Source organism: Campylobacter sp. RKI_CA19_01116 (assembly GCF_025771405.1).
Lineage (GTDB): Bacteria > Campylobacterota > Campylobacteria > Campylobacterales > Campylobacteraceae > Campylobacter_D.
In genome coordinates this window covers 25,435-50,713 of sequence record NZ_JAKMQF010000005.1, presented here as the reverse complement: position 1 = coordinate 50,713, position 25,279 = coordinate 25,435, and the positions used below count along the sequence as shown (strand labels likewise).

Annotated in this window: 30 protein-coding genes; 26 read left to right on the top strand and 4 right to left on the bottom strand. The window is 31.9% G+C overall.

Annotation, left to right across the window (positions count from 1 at the left end; all coding sequences use genetic code 11):
* The first annotated feature begins 10 nt into the window (after positions 1 to 10).
* The 8 genes from rpsE to L8U41_RS05000 all read left to right on the top strand — a co-directional run bounded on the left by rpsE (position 11) and on the right by L8U41_RS05000 (position 5,851).
* Positions 11 to 454, top strand: coding sequence for a 30S ribosomal protein S5 (gene rpsE / locus L8U41_RS05035; RefSeq protein WP_039617161.1), 444 nt, complete (start codon positions 11 to 13; stop codon positions 452 to 454).
* 3 nt (positions 455 to 457) lie between these two features.
* Positions 458 to 850, top strand: a complete 393-nt coding sequence (gene rplO, locus L8U41_RS05030; RefSeq protein WP_039617163.1) for a 50S ribosomal protein L15 — start codon at positions 458 to 460, stop codon at positions 848 to 850.
* The gene (gene secY / locus L8U41_RS05025; protein ID WP_039667833.1) at positions 850 to 2,112 is read left to right on the top strand and encodes a preprotein translocase subunit SecY; all 1,263 of its coding nucleotides are present in this window, start codon (positions 850 to 852) and stop codon (positions 2,110 to 2,112) included. Before rplO ends, secY begins: the two co-directional genes overlap by 1 nt.
* A gap of 41 nt (positions 2,113 to 2,153) precedes the next feature.
* Positions 2,154 to 2,894, top strand: a complete 741-nt coding sequence (gene murI / locus L8U41_RS05020) for a glutamate racemase (protein ID WP_263663720.1) — start codon at positions 2,154 to 2,156, stop codon at positions 2,892 to 2,894.
* Between the two features lie 115 nt (positions 2,895 to 3,009).
* A complete protein-coding gene (locus tag L8U41_RS05015; RefSeq protein WP_263702458.1) occupies positions 3,010 to 4,041 on the top strand; it encodes a type II asparaginase in 1,032 nt (343 codons plus the stop codon).
* An 83-nt stretch (positions 4,042 to 4,124) separates the two neighbouring features.
* Complete coding sequence (locus tag L8U41_RS05010) at positions 4,125 to 4,772, top strand: ferritin family protein (RefSeq protein ID WP_012660833.1); 648 nt, start codon at positions 4,125 to 4,127, stop codon at positions 4,770 to 4,772.
* A 54-nt stretch (positions 4,773 to 4,826) separates the two neighbouring features.
* Positions 4,827 to 5,300 carry a DNA-deoxyinosine glycosylase gene (locus tag L8U41_RS05005; protein WP_263679246.1) on the top strand — a complete coding sequence of 158 codons (474 nt, stop codon included), beginning with the start codon at positions 4,827 to 4,829 and terminating at the stop codon, positions 5,298 to 5,300.
* Positions 5,300 to 5,851, top strand: a complete 552-nt coding sequence (locus tag L8U41_RS05000) for a ribonuclease HII (protein ID WP_263679245.1) — start codon at positions 5,300 to 5,302, stop codon at positions 5,849 to 5,851. Before L8U41_RS05005 ends, L8U41_RS05000 begins: the two co-directional genes overlap by 1 nt.
* On the opposite strand, the gene L8U41_RS04995 is transcribed toward L8U41_RS05000, so the two are convergent.
* Positions 5,848 to 7,029 (bottom strand): MFS transporter, encoded by a 1,182-nt coding sequence (locus L8U41_RS04995; RefSeq protein ID WP_263727982.1) that lies wholly within the window; start codon positions 7,027 to 7,029, stop codon positions 5,848 to 5,850. The two genes, L8U41_RS05000 and L8U41_RS04995, sit on opposite strands and share 4 nt — an antisense overlap.
* 263 nt (positions 7,030 to 7,292) lie before the next feature.
* Between L8U41_RS04995 and L8U41_RS04990 the strand changes: the two genes are divergently transcribed.
* The 3 genes from L8U41_RS04990 to map all read left to right on the top strand — a co-directional run bounded on the left by L8U41_RS04990 (position 7,293) and on the right by map (position 10,801).
* Positions 7,293 to 8,576, top strand: a complete 1,284-nt coding sequence (locus L8U41_RS04990) for an aromatic amino acid transport family protein (protein ID WP_412175027.1) — start codon at positions 7,293 to 7,295, stop codon at positions 8,574 to 8,576.
* An 11-nt stretch (positions 8,577 to 8,587) separates the two neighbouring features.
* Positions 8,588 to 9,955 (top strand): L-serine ammonia-lyase, encoded by a 1,368-nt coding sequence (locus tag L8U41_RS04985; RefSeq protein ID WP_263682900.1) that lies wholly within the window; start codon positions 8,588 to 8,590, stop codon positions 9,953 to 9,955.
* Between the two features lie 90 nt (positions 9,956 to 10,045).
* A complete protein-coding gene (gene map, locus L8U41_RS04980; protein ID WP_257928259.1) occupies positions 10,046 to 10,801 on the top strand; it encodes a type I methionyl aminopeptidase in 756 nt (251 codons plus the stop codon).
* 16 nt (positions 10,802 to 10,817) lie between these two features.
* On the opposite strand, the gene L8U41_RS04975 is transcribed toward map, so the two are convergent.
* From L8U41_RS04975 to L8U41_RS04965, 3 genes are read right to left on the bottom strand one after another with little or no spacing between them, the layout of a single operon-like run.
* Entirely contained in the window at positions 10,818 to 12,620 is a 1,803-nt protein-coding gene (locus L8U41_RS04975) for a methyl-accepting chemotaxis protein (RefSeq protein ID WP_263727981.1), read from the bottom strand.
* Entirely contained in the window at positions 12,604 to 13,524 is a 921-nt protein-coding gene (locus L8U41_RS04970) for a cytochrome-c peroxidase (protein WP_263727980.1), read from the bottom strand. Before L8U41_RS04970 ends, L8U41_RS04975 begins: the two co-directional genes overlap by 17 nt.
* 56 nt (positions 13,525 to 13,580) lie before the next feature.
* Complete coding sequence (locus L8U41_RS04965) at positions 13,581 to 14,870, bottom strand: MFS transporter (RefSeq protein WP_263706946.1); 1,290 nt, start codon at positions 14,868 to 14,870, stop codon at positions 13,581 to 13,583.
* A gap of 132 nt (positions 14,871 to 15,002) precedes the next feature.
* On the opposite strand from L8U41_RS04965, the gene infA reads away from it, so the two are divergent.
* The 15 genes from infA to L8U41_RS04890 all read left to right on the top strand — a co-directional run bounded on the left by infA (position 15,003) and on the right by L8U41_RS04890 (position 25,276).
* Complete coding sequence (gene infA, locus L8U41_RS04960; protein ID WP_012660842.1) at positions 15,003 to 15,221, top strand: translation initiation factor IF-1; 219 nt, start codon at positions 15,003 to 15,005, stop codon at positions 15,219 to 15,221.
* Between the two features lie 174 nt (positions 15,222 to 15,395).
* On the top strand, positions 15,396 to 15,509 hold the full coding sequence (rpmJ, locus tag L8U41_RS04955; RefSeq protein ID WP_002781429.1) for a 50S ribosomal protein L36: 114 nt from the start codon (positions 15,396 to 15,398) through the stop codon (positions 15,507 to 15,509).
* A gap of 3 nt (positions 15,510 to 15,512) precedes the next feature.
* Entirely contained in the window at positions 15,513 to 15,878 is a 366-nt protein-coding gene (gene rpsM / locus L8U41_RS04950; RefSeq protein WP_012660843.1) for a 30S ribosomal protein S13, read from the top strand.
* 9 nt (positions 15,879 to 15,887) lie between these two features.
* Positions 15,888 to 16,280, top strand: coding sequence for a 30S ribosomal protein S11 (gene rpsK / locus L8U41_RS04945; protein ID WP_012660844.1), 393 nt, complete (start codon positions 15,888 to 15,890; stop codon positions 16,278 to 16,280).
* 30 nt (positions 16,281 to 16,310) lie between these two features.
* On the top strand, positions 16,311 to 16,937 hold the full coding sequence (rpsD, locus tag L8U41_RS04940; protein WP_039617184.1) for a 30S ribosomal protein S4: 627 nt from the start codon (positions 16,311 to 16,313) through the stop codon (positions 16,935 to 16,937).
* Positions 16,938 to 16,951: 14 nt separating this feature from the next.
* Positions 16,952 to 17,965 carry a DNA-directed RNA polymerase subunit alpha gene (locus tag L8U41_RS04935; RefSeq protein WP_263727979.1) on the top strand — a complete coding sequence of 338 codons (1,014 nt, stop codon included), beginning with the start codon at positions 16,952 to 16,954 and terminating at the stop codon, positions 17,963 to 17,965.
* A 3-nt stretch (positions 17,966 to 17,968) separates the two neighbouring features.
* Positions 17,969 to 18,322: a 50S ribosomal protein L17 gene (gene rplQ / locus L8U41_RS04930; RefSeq protein ID WP_012660847.1), complete on the top strand. Its 354-nt coding sequence runs from the start codon at positions 17,969 to 17,971 to the stop codon at positions 18,320 to 18,322.
* Positions 18,323 to 18,439: 117 nt separating this feature from the next.
* On the top strand, positions 18,440 to 19,339 hold the full coding sequence (gene hisG / locus L8U41_RS04925; RefSeq protein WP_039667846.1) for an ATP phosphoribosyltransferase: 900 nt from the start codon (positions 18,440 to 18,442) through the stop codon (positions 19,337 to 19,339).
* Between the two features lie 9 nt (positions 19,340 to 19,348).
* On the top strand, positions 19,349 to 20,629 hold the full coding sequence (gene hisD / locus L8U41_RS04920; protein ID WP_263727978.1) for a histidinol dehydrogenase: 1,281 nt from the start codon (positions 19,349 to 19,351) through the stop codon (positions 20,627 to 20,629).
* Positions 20,626 to 21,693 carry a bifunctional histidinol-phosphatase/imidazoleglycerol-phosphate dehydratase HisB gene (gene hisB, locus L8U41_RS04915; protein ID WP_263727977.1) on the top strand — a complete coding sequence of 356 codons (1,068 nt, stop codon included), beginning with the start codon at positions 20,626 to 20,628 and terminating at the stop codon, positions 21,691 to 21,693. Before hisD ends, hisB begins: the two co-directional genes overlap by 4 nt.
* Positions 21,690 to 22,271, top strand: coding sequence for an imidazole glycerol phosphate synthase subunit HisH (gene hisH, locus L8U41_RS04910; RefSeq protein ID WP_039640530.1), 582 nt, complete (start codon positions 21,690 to 21,692; stop codon positions 22,269 to 22,271). Before hisB ends, hisH begins: the two co-directional genes overlap by 4 nt.
* A 6-nt stretch (positions 22,272 to 22,277) precedes the next feature.
* Positions 22,278 to 23,012, top strand: coding sequence for a 1-(5-phosphoribosyl)-5-[(5-phosphoribosylamino)methylideneamino]imidazole-4-carboxamide isomerase (gene hisA / locus L8U41_RS04905; protein WP_263727976.1), 735 nt, complete (start codon positions 22,278 to 22,280; stop codon positions 23,010 to 23,012).
* Positions 22,994 to 23,761: an imidazole glycerol phosphate synthase subunit HisF gene (gene hisF / locus L8U41_RS04900; RefSeq protein WP_039625107.1), complete on the top strand. Its 768-nt coding sequence runs from the start codon at positions 22,994 to 22,996 to the stop codon at positions 23,759 to 23,761. The genes hisA and hisF overlap by 19 nt, the downstream gene beginning before the upstream one ends.
* A gap of 10 nt (positions 23,762 to 23,771) precedes the next feature.
* Positions 23,772 to 24,398: a bifunctional phosphoribosyl-AMP cyclohydrolase/phosphoribosyl-ATP diphosphatase HisIE gene (hisIE, locus tag L8U41_RS04895; protein WP_263663736.1), complete on the top strand. Its 627-nt coding sequence runs from the start codon at positions 23,772 to 23,774 to the stop codon at positions 24,396 to 24,398.
* A gap of 5 nt (positions 24,399 to 24,403) precedes the next feature.
* Positions 24,404 to 25,276, top strand: coding sequence for an ATP-binding protein (locus L8U41_RS04890; RefSeq protein WP_114639933.1), 873 nt, complete (start codon positions 24,404 to 24,406; stop codon positions 25,274 to 25,276).
* Positions 25,277 to 25,279: the final 3 nt, after the last annotated feature.

Below are 25,279 nucleotides of genomic sequence, written 5' to 3'. Positions count from 1 at the left end.
AGGAAGATCGATGGAAAAATATAATAGAGAAGAATTTGAAGAAGTAATCGTCGATATCGGCAGGGTTACTAAGGTTGTTAAAGGTGGTAGAAGATTTAGATTTACTGCTTTAGTTATCGTTGGAAATAGAAAAGGTTTAGTTGGTGTGGGCTATGGAAAAGCTAAAGAAGTTCCAGATGCTATAAGAAAAGCAGTTGATGATGCTTTTAAAAACATTGTTGAAGTTAAAACAAAAGGTTCAACTATCCCTCATGATGTAGAAGTAAAATACAACGCAAGTAGAATTTTACTTAAACCAGCAAGCGAAGGTACAGGGGTTATTGCAGGTGGTTCAACACGTCCTATCGTGGAACTTGCAGGTATTAAAGACATTTTAACTAAGTCTTTAGGTTCAAATAATTCAGCAAATGTTGTGCGTGCTACTATCAAAGCACTTACAATGCTTAAAGGATAATCAATGAATTTAACAAAAGCACCAGGTTCAACACATAAAACCAAAAGAATAGGCCGTGGTCAAGGTAGTGGTATGGGTAAAACTTCTACTAAAGGTGGAAAAGGCCAAACTGCTAGAAAAGGTTATAATGAAAAAAGAGGTTTTGAAGGGGGTCAACAACCACTTCAAAGACGTTTACCAAAGGTAGGCTTTACTTCTAAATTTGAAAAACCTTATGTGATTAATGTTGAAAAAATCACAGCAATCAAAGAGCTTAGCGAAATTACATTTGAAACAATCAATAGCATTCATAAGCTTTCAAAAAATGTAAATAAAGTTAAGCTTATTGGAGCAAGCGCTAAAGATCTTGCTAGTAAAATTAAAGACGAGAAGATTACTTTTAGCGGACAAAAATAATGAATAAAACATTGACAAATAAAATTCTCATAACATTGGCTTTTTTATTCGCTTATAGAATATTAGCTTATGTTCCAGTTCCGGGGGTTAATGTCAGTGTTATCAAGGAATTTTTTGATTCTAATGCATCTAATGCATTAGGCTTGTTTAATATGTTTAGTGGAGGTGCTGCTGAAAGACTTAGCATCATCTCTCTAGGCATTATGCCTTATATTACTGCTTCGATTATTATGGAGCTTTTAGCGGCAACTTTTCCTAATATAGGAAAAATGAAAAAAGAACGTGATGGTATGCAAAAATATATGCAAATTATCCGTTATGCTACTATAGCTATCACTTTGATACAAAGTATAGGCGTTTCTATAGGCTTACAAAGTCTTCATGGAAAAGCAGGTCAATCAGCCATTATGATTGATATGAATACTTTTATCGCACTTTCTGCTGTTTCTATGCTTGCAGGTACCATGCTTTTGATGTGGATAGGTGAGCAAATCACTCAACGCGGTATAGGAAATGGTATTTCTTTAATTATCTTTGGTGGTATTGTTTCTACAATTCCAGGTGCAATTAGTGGAACAGTAAATTTGGTAAATACAGGTGAGATGAATTTCTTGACTATCATTGCCATTTTAGTTGTAATTTTACTTACTATTTGGGCTATTATAGTAGTAGAACTTGGAGAAAGAAGAATTCCTATTTCTTACTCAAGAAAAGTAATCATGCAAAATCAAAACAAACGCATTATGAACTATATACCTATTAAGATCAACTTAAGTGGTGTTATTCCTCCTATTTTTGCAAGTGCGATTTTGATGTTTCCAAGTACTATTTTACAAACAAGTACAAATGAATATGTGTTAAAAATTTATGACTTTTTAAATCCAAATGGATTTTTCTTTCATATTTTAACATTCTTACTTGTTATTTTCTTTGCGTATTTTTATGCATCAATTGTATTTAATGCAAAAGATATAGCTGAAAATCTTAAAAGACAAGGTGGTTTCATACCAGGTATTAGACCAGGTGAAGGAACTGCAAATTATCTTAATGAAGTAGCGTCAAGACTTACCTTGTCAGGTTCTATTTATTTAGGGCTTGTAGCTACATTACCATGGCTTATTGTGAAGTTGTTTGGTGTGCCTTTTTATTTTGGTGGAACTTCTGTTTTGATTGTAGTTCAAGTAGCACTTGATACAATGAGAAAAATCGAAGCTCAAATTTATATGAATAAATACCAAACTTTAAGTGCAGTAGGCTTATAAGAAAGTAGATTTTCTACTTTCTTCCTTTTTAAAGGATTTTGATGAGACTAGGCGTTTTTGATAGCGGTGTAGGTGGGCTTAGTGTTTTAAAATCTTTACTTCAAGCAAAACTTTTTAAAGAATATATTTACTATGGGGATACTGCAAGAGTGCCTTATGGGGTTAAAGATAAAGAAACCATCATTAAATTTTCCCTAGAAGCTTTAGAATTTTTCAAAGAAAAAAAAGTCGATATGCTTATTATTGCGTGCAATACAGTTAGTGCGCATGCTTTAGAAATTCTAAAAGCAAATGCACCATTTCCGGTTCTTGGAGTTATAGAAGCAGGAGTTTTAGCGGTTAAAAACTCTTTAGAAGATAAAAACTCTAATATATTAGTCATTGCAACACAAGCTACCGTGGATTCTCACGCTTATAAACAAGCTTTAATCAAAGAAGGTTTTTTAAAAGTGGAAGAAAAAGCAACTGGGCTTTTTGTACCTATGGTTGAAGAAGGGATTTTTCAAGGAGATTTTTTAAAAGCTGCTTTTGAGTATTATTTTAATAAGCTCAAATTTCACCCTAATGCTTTAATCTTAGCATGCACACATTTTCCCTTAATCGCTCATTCTTTGGAAGAGTATTTTGGTAAAAACACAAAACTTATTCATTCAGGTGAAGCTATAGCTTTGCAATTACAGCAAGAATTTAACTTAACATCAATCCAAGAAGAAGCTAATATTGAATTTTATGCTTCAAGTGATGTAGAAAAACTAAAAAAAATTGCAAATTTATGGCTTTAAATTAATGGTTATTTACTAAAGTATTTTTTATATTTATAATTTATTTTTATTTAAACATAGTTGCATTATAATCTTTATCATTTCTAATGAAAGGACTAACATGAAAAAAATGTTAATGTGTGCAGCTATGGCACTAAGTTTAGGAGCAGGAATTTTGGAAGCAAAACCAAAAGTTGCGATTTTAGCTACAGGTGGAACTATCGCTGGTTCGATTGATAGTTCAGTAGCTACTACAGGTTATACAGCTGGAGTTTTGGGGGTTGATGCTTTGATTAAGGCAGTGCCTCAAATTCAAGATTTAGCAGTAATTAGCGGAGATCAAATTGCTAATATTGATAGCAAAGATATGACAAATGAAATTTGGCTAAAACTTGCTAAAGAAGTTAATAGACTTTTAAAATCTGATGTAGATGGAGTTGTAATTACTCATGGTACTGATACTATGGAAGAAACTGCATATTTCCTAAATTTAACCGTAAAAAGCGACAAGCCTGTTGTTTTGGTTGGTGCAATGCGCCCATCAACTGCAATTAGTGCAGATGGTCCTAAAAATCTTTACAACGCTGTAGCATTAGCAGCAAATCCTCAAGCAAAAAATAAAGGCGTAATGGTGGCTATGAATGATAGAATTCAAAGTGCCAGAGGCGTTATGAAAACTCATAGTTTAAATGTAAATGCATTTAGCTCACCAGATATGGGTGATATGGGTTATATAGTAGATGGAAAAGCATTTTTCTATAATACTAATACAAAATTACACACCAAAAAATCTCCATTTGATGTTAGCAAACTAAAAGAACTACCAAAAGTAGATATTCTTTATAGTTATGCAAATGATGGTAGTGGTGTTGCAGCAAAAGCTTTGTTTGAAAATGGAACCAAAGGTATAGTTGTAGCTGGAACAGGTGCTGGTAGTATTCATGATTATCAAAAAGATGTATTAAAAGAATTGCTTAAAAAAGGTCTTAATGTAGCAGTAAGCTCACGCGTAGTAGCTGGTAGAGTTGCAGTAAGTGATACTGATGCAAAACTTGGTTTCATTGATACAGGTGATATGAGTCCTCAAAAAGCTAGAGTATTATTAATGCTTGCCCTAACTAAAACAAGTGATCCTAAGAAAATCCAAGAATATTTCTTAAAATACTAAAACCTTTAACACCCAAATGCTAAAATAACATTTGGGTGGATTTTTCAATAAAAATCTTACTTAATTAATCACAAGGATATTAAATGAAACAATATGAAAGTTATAAATGCCAAAAATGTGGCAATGAAGTAGAAGTACAAAATGTAGGTGGTGGAAAGCTTAGTTGCTGTGGTCAAGAAATGGAGTGTATTACTAAAGATTTAACAGCTGTAAATTTAATGAAAGCTTTTGCTGGAGAATCTATGGCAAGAAATAAATATGATTTATTTGCAGATATTGCTCAAGAAGAAGGTTGGCATGCTATTGCAAAACATTTTAGAGAAGCTGCAGAAAATGAAAAATGGCACGCAAGAGCTGAATTTAAAGCTTATCATGAATTAGTAGATGGTAAAGCTTTAGAAGAAACTGCTAAAAATTTAATCTGCGCAGCAGAGGGCGAAAACTATGAGCATACTACTATGTATCCAAATTTTGCAAAAATCGCAGAAGATGAGGGCAAAAGAAATATAGCAAGATTATTTACAGCTATAGGTAAAGTAGAAATTGAACATGAAAGAGAATATCTAGCGCTTAAAAAAATGCTTGAAGAAGAAGATTTCTTTAACTCAGAAGTAGAAGAATTATGGGTTTGTGAAGTTTGTGGGCATATACACCGTGGTAAAAAAGCACCAAATGCCTGTCCTTTATGTAAAGCTCCAAAAGAATACTTCAAACGCGAATTTTTAGGATAATTTTAAAAACCTTGATAAAAATGATAAAATATTTTATTTTTATCAAGGTTTAATATGCAAATTCTAACTCATCCTTTCAAACCTTTTTTTGATGAAAACTCAAAAGTTTTAATACTAGGTTCTTTTCCATCTATTAAATCAAGAGAAGAAAATTTTTATTATCAACATAGCAAAAATCGTTTTTGGCGTATTTTTGAAATATTATTTGAGTGTGAGTTAAAAACAGTACAAGTTCAAAAAGCTTTTTTAAAAGCAAATCATATAGCACTTTGGGATGTTATAGCAAGTTGTAAGATAAAAAATTCAGATGATAAAACTATTTCTTATGCTAAAGCAAATGATATAAATATGATTTTAGATAAGGCAAATATAGAAAAAATTTGTGTATTAGGTAAAGTTGCAAGTAAATATTTTGCTAAATTTTATCCTGAGCAAGAATTTTTTGAACTCCCTTCAAGCTCTCCTGCTAATATGAATTATTCTTTAGAAAATTTAGTAGAAAAATATAGCATTATAAAGGAAAGATAATGGCTTTAGTTGGAGTAGATGAGGCTGGACGCGGGGCTTTGGCTGGAGATATGCACATAGGAGCTTGCAAGCTTTTAAAAAATATTGATGGTTTGGCTGATTCTAAAAAATTAAGCGCAAAAAAAAGAGAAGAATTATATGAGCAAATTCTTTCTAGCTCAAATTTTTTAATCCTTGCTTTTTCGCCTTTGCAGATTGATACTTTGGGGCTTAGTCAGTGTTTGCAACTAGCTTTAAAAATCATAAAAAAACACTTTAATCAAGATGAGATTTTATATGATGGAAATTTAAATTATGGGGTTTTAGGTATAAAAACCATGATTAAAGCTGATATGAAAGTACAAGAAGTTTCAGCAGCTAGTATATTAGCCAAGGTAAGTCGTGATCAAAAAATGTGTTATTTTTCTAAATTATATAATCATTATGATTTTGATAAACACAAAGGTTATGGTACAAAAGCTCATATAGAAAAAATTAAAGCATTTGGTTATTCGCCCTTGCACCGCAAAAGCTTTATGCTAAAGTGTTTTGAGAAAAGCTTATTTGACTAAGCCTTTCTTTTTATAGAAGAAAATTTATCCTTTGCAAATAAAAATGCAAATAACAAAGCAGGTAAAACAAAAATCGCAGAAAATAAAGCATTAAATTCAATTCCAAAATAAGTTAGAACCAAACCACCAATAAATGAAGCAAGGGCAATACCTATGTTAAATGATGCTTCATTAACACTTACGGTGCTTTCTTGAGCTTTATATGTATATCTTTTAGCTTTTGTTATACTTAAGACTTTAAAAGCTGATATGGTTGAAAAAGAGAAAAAGCCTATTAAAGACAAAGAGATAATGACTAAAATTTGAGAGTGCATGGTAAATAAAAAGCTAAGATAAATCAAAACTTGCATGCTAAGTATAATTCTTAAAGAATAAACAGCACCATATTTATCCACCATTTTTCCACCCCACAAATTTCCAAAAATCGCACAAATTCCATAAAAAAGCAAAATATATCCACTCATGCTAACATCAAATCCACTTTTTTCAACCAATAACTTTTGCAAATAAGTATAGAGTATAAAATGTGCTCCACAACCACATATAGAAATAGTATAAGTTTTTAAAAGATTGACGTTAGAAAAAGCAGGAATAAAATCTTTAAATTGAATAGAATTTGAGTTTATATTTTTCGGCATTAAAAAATAAATTCCACAAAGTGCGAGCATGCTTAAAATGAAAATCAACAAAAAGATGTATTTAAATCCAAAATAATGTCCAATAAACGTTCCTATAGGAACCCCGCTTATTAAAGCAACTGTAAGTCCTGTAACCATTATCGCGATTGCTTGGCTTTTTTTATCTTTGGGTGCAATAGATACAATAGCCAAAGTAGCGATAATATAAAACACACCATGCTGTGTTCCTGCTATAAATCTCGCAAAAGCGCTAAGATAAAAACTATCACTAAAAAATATTACTAAATTTGCACATGCAAAAATTAATATATTAACAAGTAATTGCACATGTCTTTTATAAGGACTAAGAAAGACAGTGAATGATAAAGCACCAACCACAACCCCTATAGCATATAAAGTCGTAAGCCACCCTGCGCTTTTTGCATCGATATTAAAATGATTTTGTATATCTATTAAAACTCCAGCCATGACAAATTCAGTTACTCCCATACAAAAAGAACTAAGTGCTAGAGCAAAAACAGCTTTTTTGTAATTTGTCATATTGTTTTTCCTTAAAAATTTAATCAAAATCGCTGATTATATCAAATTTAAAGCATAAAAACCCAAGTAATTTTATGAAAAAAAATCATTAATATGTGTATTTTTGATAATTTTTCATTAATAATTAATATAATTTTTTAAAGTTTGAGCTATTTTAAGAAATTTTAATTTTTTTATATATATAGTAATATGAAAATTTTTATTATTTTTTACAAGGAGAAAATGTGGATAATCTTAAGTGGAATTCTTTTGATACGCGTTGGATGCTTTCTCTTTTTGGGACTGCAGTTGGTGCGGGGATTTTATTTTTACCTATTAAGGCGGGTGTTGGTGGTTTTTGGCCAGTTGTTGTGATGGCTTTGATTATTTTTCCGATGGTATATTTAAGCCATAGAGCCTTAAGCCGTTTTGTATGCCAAGCAAATGGCAATGATAAAGACATTACTCATGCGGCTGAAGAGTATTTTGGTAGAAAAGTAAGTATTTTTATTTCTGTGCTTTATTTCTTTGCAATTTTCCCAATTTGTTTAGCGTATTGTGTAGGTATAACTAATACTTTTGAGAGTTTTATTTATAATCAATTCTTACCACTTTTAGATCCAAATGGTTCTTTTGCAAGTGCAATTAGTGCTATGTATCAAACAAGTGTTAATGAACAAGGAAAAACTATAGCTAATTTACTTCCTTTTTATAGAGCGCTTTTTGCTTTTGTTTTGGTAAGTATTTTTATGCTTATTATGCTTTTTAGTGAAGAATTAATCACTAAAGTATGCGAATGGCTTGTGTATCCTTTATGTGCTATTTTATTTTTATTTTCTTTATATCTTATTCCACAATGGTCATTTGAAAGTTTTAGCGCTATTCCTGGTACGAAAGAATTTATCACTATAGTGTGGCTAACTTTACCAGTTTTAGTGTTTTCGTTTAATCACTCACCGGCTATTTCTACTTTTTCTCTAAGTGTAAAAAGAGAATATCCTGAAAATTCGGTACAAAAAGCAAATCAAATTTTGCTTAGAACCTCTGTAATGTTACTTGCTTTTGTTATGTTTTTTGTGGTATCTTGTGTGCTTTCTTTAACTCCAGCTGAACTTGCTGAAGCTAGAGCGCAAAACATACCTGTGCTTTCTTATTTTGCTAATAAGCTTGATAATCCATTTATTTCTTATGGTGGTCCATTAATCGCATTTTTAGCGATTTCTAGTTCATTCTTTGGTCATTATTTTGGTGCTAGAGAAGGTGCTTATGGTATAGTTAGAAAATGCTGCAAATTAGCAGGTAATGAAAACCCTGATTTGAAAAAAATCGCAGTTTATTCTACTTTAGTAATGTATATTGTTATGTTAATTACTGCTTATGTAAATCCAAGCATTTTAGGTTTTATTGAAAGCTTAGGTGGTCCAATTATTGCTGCAATCTTATTCTTAATGCCTATGATTGCAATTTACACTGTTTCTAAAATGAAAAAATTCCAAAATAAAGCTTTAGATGCATTTGTATTTATCACAGGTATTTTGACAATTATCACTGTAATTTATACTTTTTAAGGTGTTAGTGAATGAGTAGTAATTTAAGTATATTTAAAGTTGGTGTTGGTCCTTCATCTTCTCATACCTTAGGACCAATGCTAGCGGGTAATATGTTTTGTGAAAAGATTAAAGATAAAATCACGCAAATTACAAAAATTCAAATCAAACTTTATGGCTCTTTATCGCTTACTGGTAAAGGCCATTTAAGTGATAAGGCTATTATATGGGGTTTGAGTGGCTTAAGAGCAAAAGAACTCAACGCTGCTTTGCAAGATCGTGTGTTTAATAAAATTTTACAAGATAAAATTTTGGTTTTAAATGCTCAAAAAGAATTAAATTTTGATTATGATAAAGATTTGATTTTTGAAAAAGACTTTTTACCTTTACATGAAAATGGGTTAAAAGTAAGTGCTTATGATGAAAATGGAGAAATCATTGCTGAAGAAATTTATTATTCAGTGGGTGGTGGTTTTGTTATGAGTGAAGCTGAGCTTCAAAAACACAAAGATGGGGCTTGTGAGCAAAAACATACTAAATTAGAACTTGATGTTAACAATGCAAGTGATGCTTTAAAAATTTGTGAAGAAAAATCATGGGATCTAGCAAAACTTTCTTATGAATATGAGCTTCAATTTCATACCAAAGAAGAAATTAGAGCTTATTGTTTAGAAATTTGGGAAGTAATGCAAGAAGTTTATTATAATGGTATTCATCCAAGTTCAGATTTTCTTCCAGGAAATTTGCACTTAAAGCGCCGTGCTAAAGGGCTTAATGAGCGTTTGGCTATGACAAGCGATCCTTTGGGGATTATTGATTTTATTTCTTTGTATGCTATTGCTATTGCAGAGGAAAATGCAAGTGGAGCTAGAGTAGTAACTGCTCCAACCAATGGAGCTTGTGCTGTTGTGCCTGCTGTAATGCTTTATCTTAAAAACCATACGGTTGGTTTTAATGATGAAAAGGCTATTAATTTTTTACTAACTGCTATGTTAATAGGTTCTTTTTATAAGAAAAATGCAAGCATAAGTGGTGCTGAAGCTGGCTGTCAAGCTGAAATTGGTAGTGCAAGTTCTATGGCAGCAGGAGCTATGGCCACTGTGATGGGTTTTGATGCAAAGATAGCTTGTAATGCTGCTGAAATTGCGATGGAACACCATTTAGGATTAACTTGTGATCCAGTAAGTGGTTTAGTGCAAATTCCTTGCATAGAAAGAAATGCCTTTGGAGCGATTAAAGCTATTTCAGCTGCTAGAATGGCAATGAGTAGAAAATCAACCCCAAAAGTAAGTCTTGATGAGGTTATAAAAACTATGTATGAAACCGGCAAGGATATGAACTCAAAATACAAAGAAACTTCCTTAGGTGGTTTAGCTACTAATCTTACAAGTGTATGTTAAAACCTTAAGTTTTAGAACTTAAGGTTTTTTCCTTAAAGCTTTTAAAAGCGCATAAATGCTAAATTTTTAAAAATTTTAAGGAAAACATAAATGATAGAAATCAAAAAACCAGCAGAGATAGAAAAACTACGCAAAGCAAATGAGCTTGTAGCTAGAACGCTTGATTATCTAGAAACTATCATAGTTCCAGGTATGAGTTTAAAAGAAATTGATATTAAAGCGGAAGAATTTATACTTGATCATGGTGCAAAACCATCTTTTAAAGGTTTGTATGGTTTTCCAGGCAGTATTTGTATCTCGCTTAATCAAGCTTGCATTCATGGTGTAGGCGATGAGCGTATTTTAAAAGAAGGCGATATTTTAGGGCTTGATGTGGGTACTTGCATAGATGGATATTATGGAGATGCAGCAAGGACTATACCTATAGGTAAAATTTCAGCTACTGATGAGGCGTTAATTGCTTGTGCTAAAGATGCTTTGTATTATGCTATAGATATTATCAAAGAGGGTATGCGTTTTAAAGAGCTTTCTTATGAACTTGGTGAGTTTATTACTAAAAGAGGATTTGTGCCTTTGAAAGGTTATTGTGGCCATGGTATAGGTAAAAAACCACATGGTGAGCCTGAAATTCCAAATTATTTAGAACCAGGAGCTAGTGCAAAAAGTGGCCCTAAAATCAAAAATGGTATGGTATTTTGCATAGAGCCTATGGTATGTCAAAAAGATGGCACACCAGTGCATTTAAAAGGTAATTGGGAAGCAGGAAGCAAAGATGGTTTAAATGCTGCTCATTATGAGCATTGTGTTGCTATTATAAATGGTAAGGCAGATATTTTATCTAAGTAAGAAAGTTTAATCTTTCTTACTCGAATGTTTTTAGTTTTTCTGAAAGTTTAGAAGCATTCTCTAAAACATCTTGTGAAATTTGTGTTAAATCAAGGGAGTAATTTTTAACACAATTTGCAAGCTCAGTTACTTTTTCTATATTTTGTTCTAGCTCATTCATTTTAGCTTTTGATTCATCGCTTTTTTCTTCCATGATTTTAGTAGAATGAATACTTGTTTTTAATTTTTCTATAGAAGTTCCAACCTCACCTTGTAAGATATTAGCTTTGTTAGAAGTATCATTCATGGATTGATGAATTCCATCCATCAAGCTTTTATTATCATTGATTTGTTGTACTATAGTTCTTACGGTTGTTTCTATGGCAACCAAAGACTTTGTGGTTTTATCTGCTAGATTTCTAACTTCATCTGCAACCACAGCAAAGCCACGTCCATGCTCACCTGCACGCGCTGCTTCAATAGCTGCATTTAGCGCAAGCAGGTTGGTTTGATCGGCTATATCTTTTATGGTTGTAGTAACTTCTACGATGCTATCAGCACTTTGTACCAACATATCCATAGCGCTTAAAACACTTTGTTCTTTTTCGCCGCTTAATAATATAAGCTCTACTAATTCTTTAAGTGTAAGCTCAACTTTAGCCATTACTTCTTGCATACCATGCATATCATTTATAGTGTTTTTAGCTAAATTTTGTGTTAAGTCTATATGGCTTTCTAAGATAGAACTTATTTCATGGACATTAGAAATTTGTTCATGTTGTAAAAGTGAACTTTGCTGTAAAACTTCAGCATTTTGAGAAAGCTTTTGTGAGCTTTTGTGACTTGAATTTGCAGTTTGTATAGCTTCTAAAACCGAATTTTGCACTATTTGTATAAAAGAGTTTATATAGCCAGCACTTGTTGCTAATTCACTTTTTTTATCAATATCTAATCTTGCACTTAAATTCGCATGCTCGCCAGCTAAGTTTGCACTTAGTTTTTCAAGTAAAGATATAGGTATGATTACTTTTTTTAATGTTAAAAGTATGAAGAAAATCAATACAGCTAAGGTGAATAAGAAAATTCCTATAGCGGTGTAAAGATTGTATTTGTTGTTAAGATTAATTTCTTGAGCAATGAAATTTTTATGAGATATGATTTCTTTTTGTAATTCTTGATCAAGAAAACTTTGAGAATTATCTTTTAAAATTTTAATCTGACTTAGTATCATTTTACAATGTGTGCTAAAAAGTTCAAATAATTCTTGTGGAAGCTGTGGATCGTTTGTGTTTAAATTTGCTACTAAACTTTGGAGACGATTTTGTGCTAAAGGTTCTAGTATATCCATAGTTCCTATGATGCTTAATATATCCCCGATAGATTCTATTTGTCTAGCTTCTTGAGCAGTAAGTGCTAGCTTGTTTGTTTGTTTAATGATTTCTTGTTGAATTTCATAAAGATAAAGTTTTGAATTTATAGCAATAGAATTAGCTGATTTAAAATGCTGTAATTGAGCATTTTTTTTCTCAAAAATCGTTTGTATTTTTTTAGTGTCTATTTTATTGGCTTTTAAAATTGCTAAAGTATTTTCAAAATCTTGTATTAAAGCAACGCTAGTGTCATAATTTTGTAAATTGAGTTTATTTTTAAAAATCTCATCTATTTTGGTATCTAGAATTTCTAATTTTTGAAAAGAACCCATGATGAGTGAATTTCTTTTTGTGGTGTTGTAGGTATTAAAGATAAATAAAGTCAAAGTTAAAAGTAACACCAAAACCACTATAGACAAAGCGATGAATTGTTTTAAAAAAGAAAAAGATTTTTTATTTGAGTGGGTCATGGTATTCTCCTGTTAAAGAATTTAAAAAAGCAACTATATCATCAACCACATCTTGTTCTAAAAATTTACCAAGTTGATAATAAGCCATAAATTGCACGCAAGCATCAAGTGTTGGCATGGAGCCATCATGAAAATAAGGAGCAGTTTTGGCTATATTTCTAAGGCTTGGCACTTTTACTACAAATTGATCATGAGGATCTTGGGTAATCTCATAGCGCCCTTTCCAGTTTGTTCCATTATCATAAGGTACAAATACTCCCATTTTTTGATACATATTGCCACCTATATTTTGACCTTGATGGCATGCTATACAACCATTTGATAAAAAAGCATTGTAACCTCTTTTTGCTTGCTCGCTTATTGCATTTTTATCACCTTTTAAGTAGCGATCAAAAGGAGAATTTGGAGTGAGTAAGGTTTTTTGAAACTCAGCTAAAGCGTGTGTTATATTTTCAAAGCTAATTTCTCCATAAAGTTTTTTAAACTCTTTTTCATAAATTGGGTTAGCTTTTACAATTTGTACTACTTCATTTTCATCTTTTAAGCCCATTTCTTTGGGATTTAATAAAGGATGTTTGGCTTGATCTTGCAAGTCTTTTGCATTGCCTCTCCAAAATTGAGATAGATTAAAAACAGCATTGAAATTTGTAGGTGTATGAAATGGTTCGTCTATTATGCCATTAATACCCGTTGAAAAAGTTTTATTATCAACTCCAAATTTTGTAATATCATGACAAGTATTACAGGATACTTTTTTATCTTTTGATAAACTTGTATCCATGTAAAGCTTTTTACCTAAGATAGCTTTTTCTTTATCATAAGGAACGCTTTCAGGCAAAGGGGTAATCATTTCAAGTGCTAAAAGTGGTAGTAAAAAAAATATTAAAATAATAAAAGTTTTCATAATCATTTTCCTTTATTTTATAAATTTTTAGTTAATAATTTTTATTAATTATAGCACTAAAATCTTAATCTTTTATAAGTAAATACAGTGGTTAGAAGTGTTATAAATGATAGAAATAAAATATAAATAAAAATTCCATAAACAAAAGGATTCTCAGGTCTTATAGCTAAAGAATGCAACATAAATACAAGCTGAGGTGTAAAACCACCTGCTATAGCATAGGCTATATTATAAGAAAAAGAAATTCCACTAAAGCGAATACTTGGTTTAAAAATTTTACACATTAAAATAGGCGCTAAGGCATTAATACCGCCAAAAAAACATGCAATAAAATAAAAATATATACTTAAATGTAAAATTTGAGCATAGAAAAAATAAAAATAAAAAAAGCAAGAAAGACTAAAACCTATTGTAAATATCAAACTAGTGATTAAAAAGCCAAATTTATCTACCCAAATTCCAGCAAGCAAAGTTCCACAAGATAAAATTATTATCGCAATCATTTGTATTAAAATAGCATCTGTTTTATCAAGAACTAAAACCTCAGGTATAAAATTTGGCATAAGTAAAATGAGTATGATCACGCAAGCTGTAAGCATCCATGTTAAAAGCATAGAGGCGATGATGTCTAAAAAAATATTTTTTTCTTTAAAAAGTGTCCTTAGCGGAAATTTTTCTAAATTATTTTCTTGATGCATTTTTTGAAAAATCGGTGTTTCTTCTAGAAATTTTCTAAGATATATAGAAATAATGCCAAAAAATCCACCAATAGCAAAAGGAATACGCCAAGCATAATCATAAATTGATTCTTGCTCAAAACAATGATTAATTACCAATGCAACAGCACATCCTAAAAGAATTCCAAAAGCCATAGAAGCATTAATAGCGCTAACACAAAAACCATCTTTCCCATCAGGCGCATGTTCTTTTACAAATACCCAAGCACCAGGTAGTTCCCCGCCTATAGCTACACCTTGAGCTATTCTAACAAGTAGTAAAAATACCGGAGCTAGATAACCTATGCTTTCAAAAGTAGGTATAAAAGCTAAAGAAAAAGTTGGAAGCACCATGAGTAATATGCTTAGCATAAACATTTTTTTACGGCCAAATTTATCACCAAAATGCGCCATAACTATACCACCAAGTGGCCTAGCCAAATATCCTGCTGCAAAGGTTCCATAAGTATTTAAAAGTTTCCAAAAATCACTCATATCGCTTGGAAAAAAATTTCTTGAAATATAATTAGCAAAAAAGACAAAAATCACAAAATCATAAAATTCTAAAGCTCCTCCCAAAGAAGATAAGGAAAGTGTTTTATAATCTTTTCTTTTTAAACTTTTTAACATTTAAATACTTTCTTTTATAGTGTTTTGATAATTATAATAAAAAATGCCGTAGTTTGTAAAAAATATTAAAAATTTAACAAGAAAAATTGTGATAAAATAATAGTTTTGTATTTTGTAGAAAGGAGAAAAGCATTGGCAAAAGATGATATTATCGAAATTGATGGTAATGTAATCGAAGCTTTACCTAATGCAACTTTTAAAGTTGAATTAGATAATAAACATGTGATACTTTGTCATATTGCAGGTAAGATGCGTATGCATTATATTAGGATTATGCCTGGCGATAGAGTTAAAGTGGAACTAACACCTTATAGCCTTGATAAGGGTCGTATTACATTTAGATACAAATAAGTCTAAGTTGTTTAAAAGCAAAAGTAAAGTATAATTAGCACTTTTGCAGAAATTGCAATAAAACTGTATGAAGAAGTATTTTCAAAATCACCACTTATTTTGAAAATAGTTGGTTGCTCTAAAAACCTGGTGCAGTTGTAAAAAAAGTGGAATTTACAATAACAGGAGTAAAGCATGAAAGTTAGACCATCTGTTAAAAAGATGTGTGACAAATGCAAAGTAGTTCGTCGTAAAGGCGTAGTTCGCATTATTTGCGAAAATCCAAAACACAAACAAAGACAAGGATAATTTATGGCTCGTATTGCAGGTGTGGATTTACCAAAGAAAAAAAGAATTGAATATGGTTTGACTTATATTTATGGTATAGGTTTGCATACTTCAAGAAAAATCTTAGATAAAACAGGAATTTCTTACGATAAAAGAGTTCATGAACTAAGTGAAGATGAAGCAGCAGCTATCCGTAAAGAAATTCAAGAAAACTATATGGTTGAGGGTGATCTTAGAAAACAAGTTGCTATGGATATCAAAGCATTAATGGATCTAGGAAGCTTTAGAGGCTTAAGACATAGAAAAGGCTTACCGGTTCGTGGTCAAAAAACAAAAACAAATGCCAGAACTAGAAAAGGTAAGAGAAAAACCGTTGGTGCAAAATCATAAGGATAGAAAATGGCAAAAAGAAAAGTAGTTAAGAAAAAAGTAGTTAAAAAAAATATAGCTAAAGGTATAGTTTATATCAGTGCAACATTTAATAATACTATGGTTACTGTAACTGATGAAATGGGAAATGCTATCGCTTGGAGTAGCGCAGGTGGTTTAGGATTTAAAGGTTCTAAAAAATCAACTCCTTATGCAGCACAACAAGCAGTAGAAGATGCTTTAAATAAAGCAAAAGAACATGGTATTAAAGAAGTAGGTATTAAAGTACAAGGACCAGGAAGTGGTCGTGAGACAGCGGTTAAGAGTGTAGGTGCTATGGAAGGTATTAAAGTAACTTTCTTAAAAGATATTACCCCATTAGCTCATAATGGTTGTAGACCACCAAAACGTCGTCGTGTCTAAGAATAAGATATAAGATTTAGGAGAATTATAATGGCAAGATATAGAGGACCAGTAGAGAAATTAGAAAGACGACTTGGCGTAAGCTTGGCAATGAAAGGCGAAAGAAGATTAGCAGGTAAAAGTGCTTTAGATAAACGCCCTTACGCACCAGGTCAGCATGGACAAAGAAAAGCTAAAATCAGCGAATACGGACTTCAATTAAGAGAAAAACAAAAAGCTAAGTTTATGTACGGAGTTAGCGAAAAACAATTTAGAAGATTATTTAGCGAAGCTGCTAGAAAAGATGGCAACACCGGTGCGCTTTTAATCCAGCTTTTAGAACAAAGACTTGATAATGTTGTTTATAGAATGGGTTTTGCTACAACACGCCGTTTTGCTAGACAACTTGTAACTCATGGACATATTTTAGTAAATGGTAAAAGAGTGGATATTCCTAGTTATAGAGTAGAAGCAGGTCAAAAAATTGAAGTGATTGAAAAAAGCAAAAACAATCCTCAAATTTCAAGAGCGATCGAACTTACTGCTCAAACTGGTATAGTTGCTTGGGTTGATGTAGAAAAAGATAAAAGATTTGGAATTTTTACAAGAAAACCTGAAAGAGAAGAAGTTATCATTCCAGTTGAGGAAAGATATATCGTTGAGTTGTACTCTAAATAATAAAGGTTTTTGATATGAGACATATTACAACTTCTGCTTATACACCGACAGAGTTTAGTATTGAAAATATCAGTGATACAGTAGCAAAAGTAAGCGCATGGCCTTTTGAAATTGGCTATGCTATTACTTTGGCGCATCCTTTGCGTCGTTTGCTTTATTCAAGCACAGTAGGTTTTGCTCCAACAGGAGTTAAAATCAAAGGCGTAGCACATGAATTTGATAGTATGCGTGGTATGCTTGAAGATGTAGCATTGTTTATTATCAATCTAAAAAAGTTAAGATTTAAACTAAAAACAGATTCTGAAAAAGAAGTTATAACTTTTAGTTTTAAAGGACCAAAAGAAATTTGCGGAAAAGACTTAGATAACGATGTTGTTGAGGTTGTGAACGCAGATAGCTATCTTGCAACGATCAATGAAGATGCAGATTTAGAATTTACCTTAATCATTGAAAAAGGTATAGGTTATGTACCTTCTGAAGAAGTGCAAAATTTCTTAGATCCTGAATTTATAGCACTTGATGCATTCTTTACTCCGGTAAAACATGCAGTTTATGATATAGAAAAAGTGCTTTTTGAAGATAACCCAGATTATGAAAAAGTTGTTTTTACAATCACAACTGATGGTCAAATTTCACCAAGTGATGCTTTTAAAAATGCTTTAGAAGCAATGTATAAACAATTATCGGTGTTTGATAAAATCACTAATGCTCAAAGTGTTGTAAGAAGCCAAACACAAAATAATGAAGTAGAACATGTAAAATTACTTCAAAATATAACTGAGTTAAATTTAAGCGCAAGAAGCTTTAATTGCCTAGAAAAAGCAAATGTGGTTTATATCGGTGAGCTTGCTTTAATGAGTGTAGGCGAACTTGCAGATTTAAAAAATCTAGGTAAAAAATCTTTAGATGAGATTAAAAGTGTGATGGAATCTATAGATTTTCCTATAGGAAATTCAAAACTCAGTGATAGTGCAAAAGAAACGCTAAAAAGAAAAATTACAGAATTAAAAGCACAAAATGAAGGATAATCAATGAGACATAGACATGGATATAGAAAGTTAGGTCGCACTTCTACTCACCGTGCAGCCTTATTAAAAAACCTTACCATTGCTATTATTAAAGCAGGTAAAATAGAAACAACATTACCTAAAGCAAAAGAATTAAGAGGTTATGTTGAAAGATTAATTACTCGTGCAAGAAAAGGTGATTTCAATGCTCATAGAGCAGTTTTTGCTAGCTTGCAAGATAAAGAAGCTACAAATAAACTTGTAACAGAAATCGCACCTAAATTTGCAGATAGAAACGGTGGTTATACAAGAATTATCAAAACAAGAATCCGCCGTGGCGATGCTGCAGAAATGGCTTTCATCGAATTCGTAGCTTAATTTTTAGCCTTTTTAAAGGCTAAAAACTTCTTAATTTTTTTTATTTACTTACTATTTTTTGTATTTTTATCCATTTTTTGCTACTATTAATCTTTTTAACTACAAAAAAGGAAAAAAATGCAAGAAAATTCAAGATTACGCATAGCTATACAAAAATCAGGTCGTTTAAGTAAAGACTCTATCGCCTTGCTTGAGTCTATAGGTGTAAAACTTCGCATACATGATCAAAGCTTGATTGCTTTTTCTACAAATTTACCTATTGATTTACTTAGAGTAAGAGATGATGATATACCAGGGCTAATTTTTGATGGAGTAGTAGATCTTGGCATAGTTGGAGAAAATGTTTTAGAAGAAAATGAACTAGAAAGAAAATCAAAAAACGAAAACGCAGATTTTATAATGCTTAAAAAGCTTGATTTTGGTGGGTGCCGTTTGTCTTTAGCATTGCCAGAAAATAGTGAGTATAAAGGTATAGAAAGTTTTAAAAATTTACGCATAGCAACTTCTTATCCACAGCTTTTAAAGCGTTTTATGGAAGAAAATAACATTCCTTATAAAACTTGTATGCTAACAGGCTCAGTTGAAGTAGCGCCAAGTGCAAATTTAGCTGATGGAATTTGTGATTTAGTTTCAAGTGGTGCTACTTTAAAAGCAAATGGACTTAAGGAAGTTATGGTGATTTATAAATCAAAAGCTTGCATTATCCAAAGAAAAGAAAGTTTAGCTTCACATAAACAAGAATTAATCGATAAATTACTCATTAGGATTAATGGAGTTATGCAAGCAAGAGAGTCAAAATACATCATGTTGCATGCTCCTATTGAAAAGCTAGAAAAAATTACAGCCTTGTTACCAGGTGTTGAAAAACCTACGATTTTACCTTTAGAAAATGATAAAGCTAGAGTGGCGCTACATATGGTAAGTCAAGAAAATTTATTTTGGGAAACTATGGAAGCTTTGAAAAAAGAAGGCGCAAGTGCGATTTTAGTTTTACCTATTGAAAAAATGCTCTCTTAAAGGATAAAAATGCAAATACTTGATTTTGAAAAATTAAACCAAAACGAACAAGAATTAGCGCTCAAGCGTCCTGCTATGAGTGCTAATGCGCAGGTTAAAACCATAGTAGAACAAATCATTGAAGATGTTAAAACAAATGGCGATGAAGCTTTAAAACAAATGGCTATAAAATTTGATAAAGTAGAGTTAAATTCCATCAAACTAAGCGATGAAGAGCTTAGTAATTTAGCAGAGCAAATTGATGATGAGTTAAAACAAGCTATTAAAATAGCTTATGAAAATATCTATAAATTTCACAAAGCTCAAGAAAGTAAAACCATAGAAGTTCAAACCTTTGAAGGGGTAACTTGCAAGGTGCTAACAAGAGCCATTGAAAAAGTAGGGCTTTATATACCAGGAGGCTTAGCGCCACTTTTTTCAACCGCACTCATGCTAGCTATCCCAGCTAAAATTGCAAAATGTAAATTTATAGCCTTAGCTTCCCCAGCACCACTTCATCCTGCCATTGCTTTTGTAGCAAAACTTTGCAAAGTTGATGCAGTGTATCAAATAGGTGGAGCAGGAGCCATAGCAGCGCTTGCTTATGGAACGCAAAGTGTGCAAAAAGTAGATAAAATTTTTGGCCCAGGAAATGCCTTTGTAACTGAAGCCAAAAAGCAAGTTAATAATCATGGAGTGGCTATTGATATGCAAGCAGGACCTTCTGAAGTGTTAGTTTTAGCAGATGAGTTTGCTAATGCTAAATTTATAGCTTCGGATTTACTCTCACAAGCTGAGCATGGAGCAGATTCTCAAGCGATTTTAGTTTGTACAAGTGAAAAACTAGCCAAAGAAGTAGATAGTGAAGTTGCTTTACAGCTTGAAAAACTCTCGCGTAAAGAAATTGCTTCAAAATCTTTAGCGCACTCTAAAATCATTCTTGCAAAAGATATAAAACATGCTATAAGTATTTCAAATGACTATGCACCTGAGCATTTGATCGTTCATACACAAAATCCATCTAGCTTGCTTGATGATATTATGCATGCAGGTTCAGTATTTTTAGGTGAGTATTCTCCAGAATCTATGGGAGATTATGCAAGTGGAACAAATCATGTATTGCCAACTTATGGTTTTACCAAGTCTTATTCTTCATTAGGACTTGCTGATTTTATGAAAAGAATGACCGTACAAGAACTTAGTAAAGAAGGCTTTAAAAAGCTTGGGCCTGTGGTAGAAATTTTGGCAGCAGCTGAAGGGCTTGATGGGCATAAAAATGCCGTGAGTTTAAGATTAGAAAGTCTAAAATGAGCGCAAAAATTTTATTTATCGATAGAGATGGCACGCTCATTGATGAGCCAAAAGATGATTTTCAAATCGATTCTTTAGAAAAACTTGAGTTTGAAAAAGGTGCCATCAATGCACTTTTAAAGTTAAAAAATTTTGGTTTTAAATTTGTTATGGTGAGCAATCAAGACGGCCTAGGCACAAATTCTTTTCCTAAGGAAAATTTTGACAAGGCTCATGAAAAAATGCTAAGTGTTTTTCAAAGTTGTGGTATAGAATTTGAAGATATTTTTATATGCCCACATTTTGAGCATGAAAATTGTGCCTGTAGGAAGCCAAAAACTGCCATGCTTGAAAACTATATCAAAAATAAACTTTATGACAAAAATAAAAGTTTTGTTATCGGCGATAGAGACAGCGATATGCTTTTGGCGCAAAATCTTGGAATTCAAGGTTTAAAATATGATAAAAACGATTTTAACTGGGAGCAAATCGCTGATTTTATCTTGCAAAATTACCGCAGTGCTTGTATAGAGCGTAATACCAAAGAAACCCAAATTCAAGTTAAAATAGCTTTTAATGAAAAAGCAAAAGCTGATATAAAAACAAATATCGCATTTTTTGATCATATGTTAGAGCAAATTGCTACGCATACAAATATATCTTTAGAGGTAAAATGCAAAGGGGATTTAGAAGTTGATGAACACCATAGCGTAGAAGATGTCGCACTTGCTTTGGGTGAGGCTATCAAAAGCGCACTTGATCAAAAAATAGGCATTGCAAGATATGGCTTTGTTTTGCCTATGGATGAGTGCTTAGCAAGTTGTGCGATTGACTTTTGCAATAGGCCACATTTAGTTTATAAGGCTAAATTTAAAAAAGAAAAGCTTGGAGAATTAAGCACAGAAATGATAGAGCATTTTTTCTACTCACTAAGCTATGCTATGGGTGCGAGTTTGCATTTAAAAGTTAAAGGCAAAAACGATCATCACAAAGCCGAAGGACTTTTTAAAGCCTTTGCAAGAGCTTTAAAAATGGCTATAAAAATAGAAAATGAAAACCTAGCAAGCTCTAAAGGAGTGATATGAAACTAGCTATTATAGATACAGGTTGTGCGAATTTAGCTTCTCTTGCTTTTGCGCTCGAGCGTTTAGGACAAAAAAGTATTATCACACATGATTTAAAAGAACTCTCACAAGCAGATAAGCTTTTGCTTCCTGGTGTTGGCACAGCAGCTAAAGCAATGGCTAATCTACAAGCACTTAATTTGGAAAATTTTATCCAAACTACTACAAAACCACTTTTAGGCATTTGTCTTGGTATGCAAATTTTGGGTAAATTTTCAGAAGAATTGCACCAAAAAACACTTGGCATTATGCCTTTTGATACGCAAAAATTCCAAGAAAAAGCAAATTTTACTTTCCCGCATATGGGGTGGAATCAAGTCTTTAGCTCGCACGAGCTTTTTAAAGGCTTAGATGGGGCTTATTTTTATTTTGTGCATAGTTATTGTGTGGGGTTAAATGAATACACCATCGCAGAGTGTGAGTATTCTACTAAATTTAGTGCAAGTTTAAACAAAGACAATTTTTATGGCGTGCAGTTTCACCCTGAAAGAAGTGGCGAAGCGGGTGAAGTGTTATTAAAAAATTTCATAAATATGTAGGTAAAAATGCAAACTCAAATCATTCCAGCATTAGACTTAATAGATGGCAAAGTAGTAAGGCTTTATAAAGGCGATTATGCTAAAAAGCAAGAATACAGTTTTGATCCTTTAGCTAAATTTCAAGAGTATGAGGCTCAAGGCATTGCTTGGCTTCATTTGGTGGATTTAAGCGGTGCAAAAGATCCTAGTAAAAGACAACTAAAACTCATAGAAAACCTAGCTTCTAAAATCAAAGTAAATCTTCAAGTAGGCGGAGGAATTCGCACTAAAGATGAGGTTAAAGCTTTGTTTGATAGTGGTGTTAAACGTGTAGTTATAGGTTCTTTAGCGGTTAAAAACAAAGCCTTTACACAAGAGCTTTTAAATGAATTTGGTGTAGAAAATATAGTCTTAGCACTTGATAGTATTTGCGTTAAAGATGAGTTTTTTGTGGCTGTTGATGCATGGAGCAAAACAAGCGATGAAAAATTATTTGAGCTTTTAAATTTTTACAAAAATGTAAAGCACATTTTATGCACAGATATTTCCAAAGATGGCACAATGAGCGGAGCAAACATCACTTTATACAAAGCTTTGCATGAAAAATTCCCACATTTACAAACCCAAGCAAGTGGAGGCGTGGCGAGCTTAGAAGATTTTAAAAAGTTAAATGGCATAGTAAGTGGTATCATCGTAGGTAAAGCCTTGCTTGATAAAGAATTTAGCATAAAGGAGGCTAAAGAATGCTTGCAAAACGCATAATCGCATGTTTAGATGTAAAAGATGGTAGAGTAGTTAAAGGGGTGCAGTTTAAAAATCATGAAGATATGGGCGATATCATCGAGCTTGCTAAATTTTACTCACAAAATGGCATTGATGAGCTTGTATTTTATGATATAACCGCTTCAGCTAAAAATGAGCGCATTGATAGGACTTGGGTAAGCAAGGTAGCACAAAATATCTCTATACCATTTTGCGTTGCAGGGGGTATAAAAAGCGAAGATGACGCAAAAGAGCTTTTAGCAAATGGTGCTGATAAAATTTCTATTAATTCCCCTGCTTTAAATGACCCTGATTTAATCTCACGCCTTGCAAAAAGCTTTGGAGTGCAATGTGTAGTTGTAGGTATAGATACTTTTAAAGATGAAAACAACGAGCTTTTAGTCTATAAATACACCGGAGATGAGAGTAAATCTCATCATAGCGGTAAAAAAACACTAGAGTGGGTAAAACAAGTATGTGAGCTAGGAGCGGGCGAAATCGTGTTAAATATGATGAATCAAGATGGCATGAGAAAGGGCTATGATCTTGATCAACTTGCTAAAGTTAGACAGATTTGCCCTGTGCCTTTAGTGGCAAGCGGTGGTGCAGGGGCCAAAGAGCATTTTTTAGATGCTTTTAAACTTGGTGTTGATGGAGCTTTAGCAGCTTCAGTGTTTCATAAAAAACTTATAGATATTAAAGAATTAAAACTATTTTTAAAAGATCAAGGCATACAAATTCGTATTTAAAGGAAAAGCTATGAAGATAAATGAAGAAGAATTCATAAAAAGCATTAACTGGCAAAAGGTTAATAACCTTGTTCCTGTGATCATTCAAGATTATCATTCTTGTGAAGTTTTAATGCAAGGTTTTATGAATGAACAAGCTTTAAGAGAAAGTTTTAAGCACAAAAAAGTGGTATTTTACTCACGCACTAAAGAGCGTTTGTGGATGAAGGGTGAGCAAAGTGGAAATTTTTTACATATTATAGATATGGGGCTTGATTGCGATAGAGATTGTATCTTGATTTTAGTTAAACCTAGCGGGGCTACTTGTCACACAGGCGATACTTCTTGCTTTGAAACACTTTCTAAAAAGGCTGATTTTGTATTTTTATCGCGTCTTGAAAGGCTGATTAATTCTCGTAAAAGCACCTGTGCAAGCTCTTCTTACACAGCTGAACTTTTTTCAAAAGGTACTAAACGCATAGCACAAAAAGTAGGCGAAGAAGGCGTTGAAACAGCTTTAGCTGCTACTGTTAAAGACAAAGATGAGCTTATAAATGAAGCAGCTGATTTACTTTATCATTTAGAAGTGTTATTAGCTGATGCGGATTTGAGTTTAAATGATGTGATTGCTAAATTAAAAGAAAGAAATTCAAAATAAACAGTATGAATATCAATAAACAGATATTTATTCATCATCTTTTAAAAGATATCCAAAGTGATTTGAAAGGTTATAATAAAATTCTAAAGTTTGGAAAAATATTTTCCGAATATAATTTTTCAGATAATATTATTATCCAAATTGAAGATTCTTTTGATGTAAGTTTATGCGCTTTGTTGGGTGTTTATATAGAAAAATATTTAAAAACTTATAATATTATTATTAAATCAAGTAATTCAAAATTGCATAATATTGGATTTTTAGAAAATTTCAATTATGAAAGAAATTTCACAAAACATTCTAAACTTAAACAATACTTCCATATAAAAACAAAAGAAGAATCTAAAAGTGAAGTATTTAAGGAGTATGTTAATTCAGTAATATTAGATCATAAAGAATTTCCAAAAATAAGTAAATTGGTAAAAAAAGAAATTGCAAAATCAATTTTTGAAATCTTTGATAACGCAAATATACATAGCGAAAGTGATAAAATTTATATTTGTAGTTTTTTAGATGAGAAAGAACATGAGTTGCATTTTTCTATTGTTGATTCTGGAATAGGATTTGCTAAAAAATTAAATAATTATTTTGGACAAAAATTTTCTTCTGAAAATGCTATTAAATGGGCTATAAAAGAGGGAAATACAACTAAAAAACAAACAGGAGGTCTTGGTTTTAAACTTATAATGGAATTTATAAAGTTAAATAAAGGAAAGCTGCAAATTTTAAGTGGGGATTGTTTATATGAAATGGGTGGCAATAAAGAAAAATATAATATTTTAGATTATGAATTTTATGGTAGTATGGTTAATATGATATTTAAAACAAATGATACTAACTCATATCAGTTAAAAATAGAAGATGATGATTTATTTTAAGGA

Bases quoted from the DNA above. Each gene is read 5' to 3' on its own strand.
- hisB (WP_263727977.1), top strand. From the start codon at position 20,626: ATGAGCGCAAAAATTTTATTTATCGATAGAGATGGCACGCTCATTGAT.
- hisIE (WP_263663736.1), top strand. From the start codon at position 23,772: ATGAAGATAAATGAAGAAGAATTCATAAAAAGCATTAACTGGCAAAAG.
- hisA (WP_263727976.1), top strand. From the start codon at position 22,278: ATGCAAACTCAAATCATTCCAGCATTAGACTTAATAGATGGCAAAGTA.
- L8U41_RS05015 (WP_263702458.1), top strand. From the start codon at position 3,010: ATGTGTGCAGCTATGGCACTAAGTTTAGGAGCAGGAATTTTGGAAGCA.
- L8U41_RS05010 (WP_012660833.1), top strand. From the start codon at position 4,125: ATGAAACAATATGAAAGTTATAAATGCCAAAAATGTGGCAATGAAGTA.
- rpsE (WP_039617161.1), top strand. From the start codon at position 11: ATGGAAAAATATAATAGAGAAGAATTTGAAGAAGTAATCGTCGATATC.
- hisF (WP_039625107.1), top strand. From the start codon at position 22,994: ATGCTTGCAAAACGCATAATCGCATGTTTAGATGTAAAAGATGGTAGA.
- L8U41_RS04890 (WP_114639933.1), top strand. From the start codon at position 24,404: ATGAATATCAATAAACAGATATTTATTCATCATCTTTTAAAAGATATC.
- hisD (WP_263727978.1), top strand. From the start codon at position 19,349: ATGCAAATACTTGATTTTGAAAAATTAAACCAAAACGAACAAGAATTA.
- L8U41_RS04970 (WP_263727980.1), bottom strand. From the start codon at position 13,524: ATGAAAACTTTTATTATTTTAATATTTTTTTTACTACCACTTTTAGCA.
- L8U41_RS04935 (WP_263727979.1), top strand. From the start codon at position 16,952: ATGAGACATATTACAACTTCTGCTTATACACCGACAGAGTTTAGTATT.
- rpsM (WP_012660843.1), top strand. From the start codon at position 15,513: ATGGCTCGTATTGCAGGTGTGGATTTACCAAAGAAAAAAAGAATTGAA.
- rpsD (WP_039617184.1), top strand. From the start codon at position 16,311: ATGGCAAGATATAGAGGACCAGTAGAGAAATTAGAAAGACGACTTGGC.
- map (WP_257928259.1), top strand. From the start codon at position 10,046: ATGATAGAAATCAAAAAACCAGCAGAGATAGAAAAACTACGCAAAGCA.
- L8U41_RS04975 (WP_263727981.1), bottom strand. From the start codon at position 12,620: ATGACCCACTCAAATAAAAAATCTTTTTCTTTTTTAAAACAATTCATC.
- secY (WP_039667833.1), top strand. From the start codon at position 850: ATGAATAAAACATTGACAAATAAAATTCTCATAACATTGGCTTTTTTA.
- L8U41_RS04985 (WP_263682900.1), top strand. From the start codon at position 8,588: ATGAGTAGTAATTTAAGTATATTTAAAGTTGGTGTTGGTCCTTCATCT.
- L8U41_RS05005 (WP_263679246.1), top strand. From the start codon at position 4,827: ATGCAAATTCTAACTCATCCTTTCAAACCTTTTTTTGATGAAAACTCA.
- hisH (WP_039640530.1), top strand. From the start codon at position 21,690: ATGAAACTAGCTATTATAGATACAGGTTGTGCGAATTTAGCTTCTCTT.
- murI (WP_263663720.1), top strand. From the start codon at position 2,154: ATGAGACTAGGCGTTTTTGATAGCGGTGTAGGTGGGCTTAGTGTTTTA.
- L8U41_RS04965 (WP_263706946.1), bottom strand. From the start codon at position 14,870: ATGTTAAAAAGTTTAAAAAGAAAAGATTATAAAACACTTTCCTTATCT.
- rplQ (WP_012660847.1), top strand. From the start codon at position 17,969: ATGAGACATAGACATGGATATAGAAAGTTAGGTCGCACTTCTACTCAC.
- L8U41_RS04995 (WP_263727982.1), bottom strand. From the start codon at position 7,029: ATGACAAATTACAAAAAAGCTGTTTTTGCTCTAGCACTTAGTTCTTTT.
- L8U41_RS04990 (WP_412175027.1), top strand. From the start codon at position 7,293: ATGCTTTCTCTTTTTGGGACTGCAGTTGGTGCGGGGATTTTATTTTTA.
- rpmJ (WP_002781429.1), top strand. From the start codon at position 15,396: ATGAAAGTTAGACCATCTGTTAAAAAGATGTGTGACAAATGCAAAGTA.
- rplO (WP_039617163.1), top strand. From the start codon at position 458: ATGAATTTAACAAAAGCACCAGGTTCAACACATAAAACCAAAAGAATA.
- hisG (WP_039667846.1), top strand. From the start codon at position 18,440: ATGCAAGAAAATTCAAGATTACGCATAGCTATACAAAAATCAGGTCGT.
- L8U41_RS05000 (WP_263679245.1), top strand. From the start codon at position 5,300: ATGGCTTTAGTTGGAGTAGATGAGGCTGGACGCGGGGCTTTGGCTGGA.
- rpsK (WP_012660844.1), top strand. From the start codon at position 15,888: ATGGCAAAAAGAAAAGTAGTTAAGAAAAAAGTAGTTAAAAAAAATATA.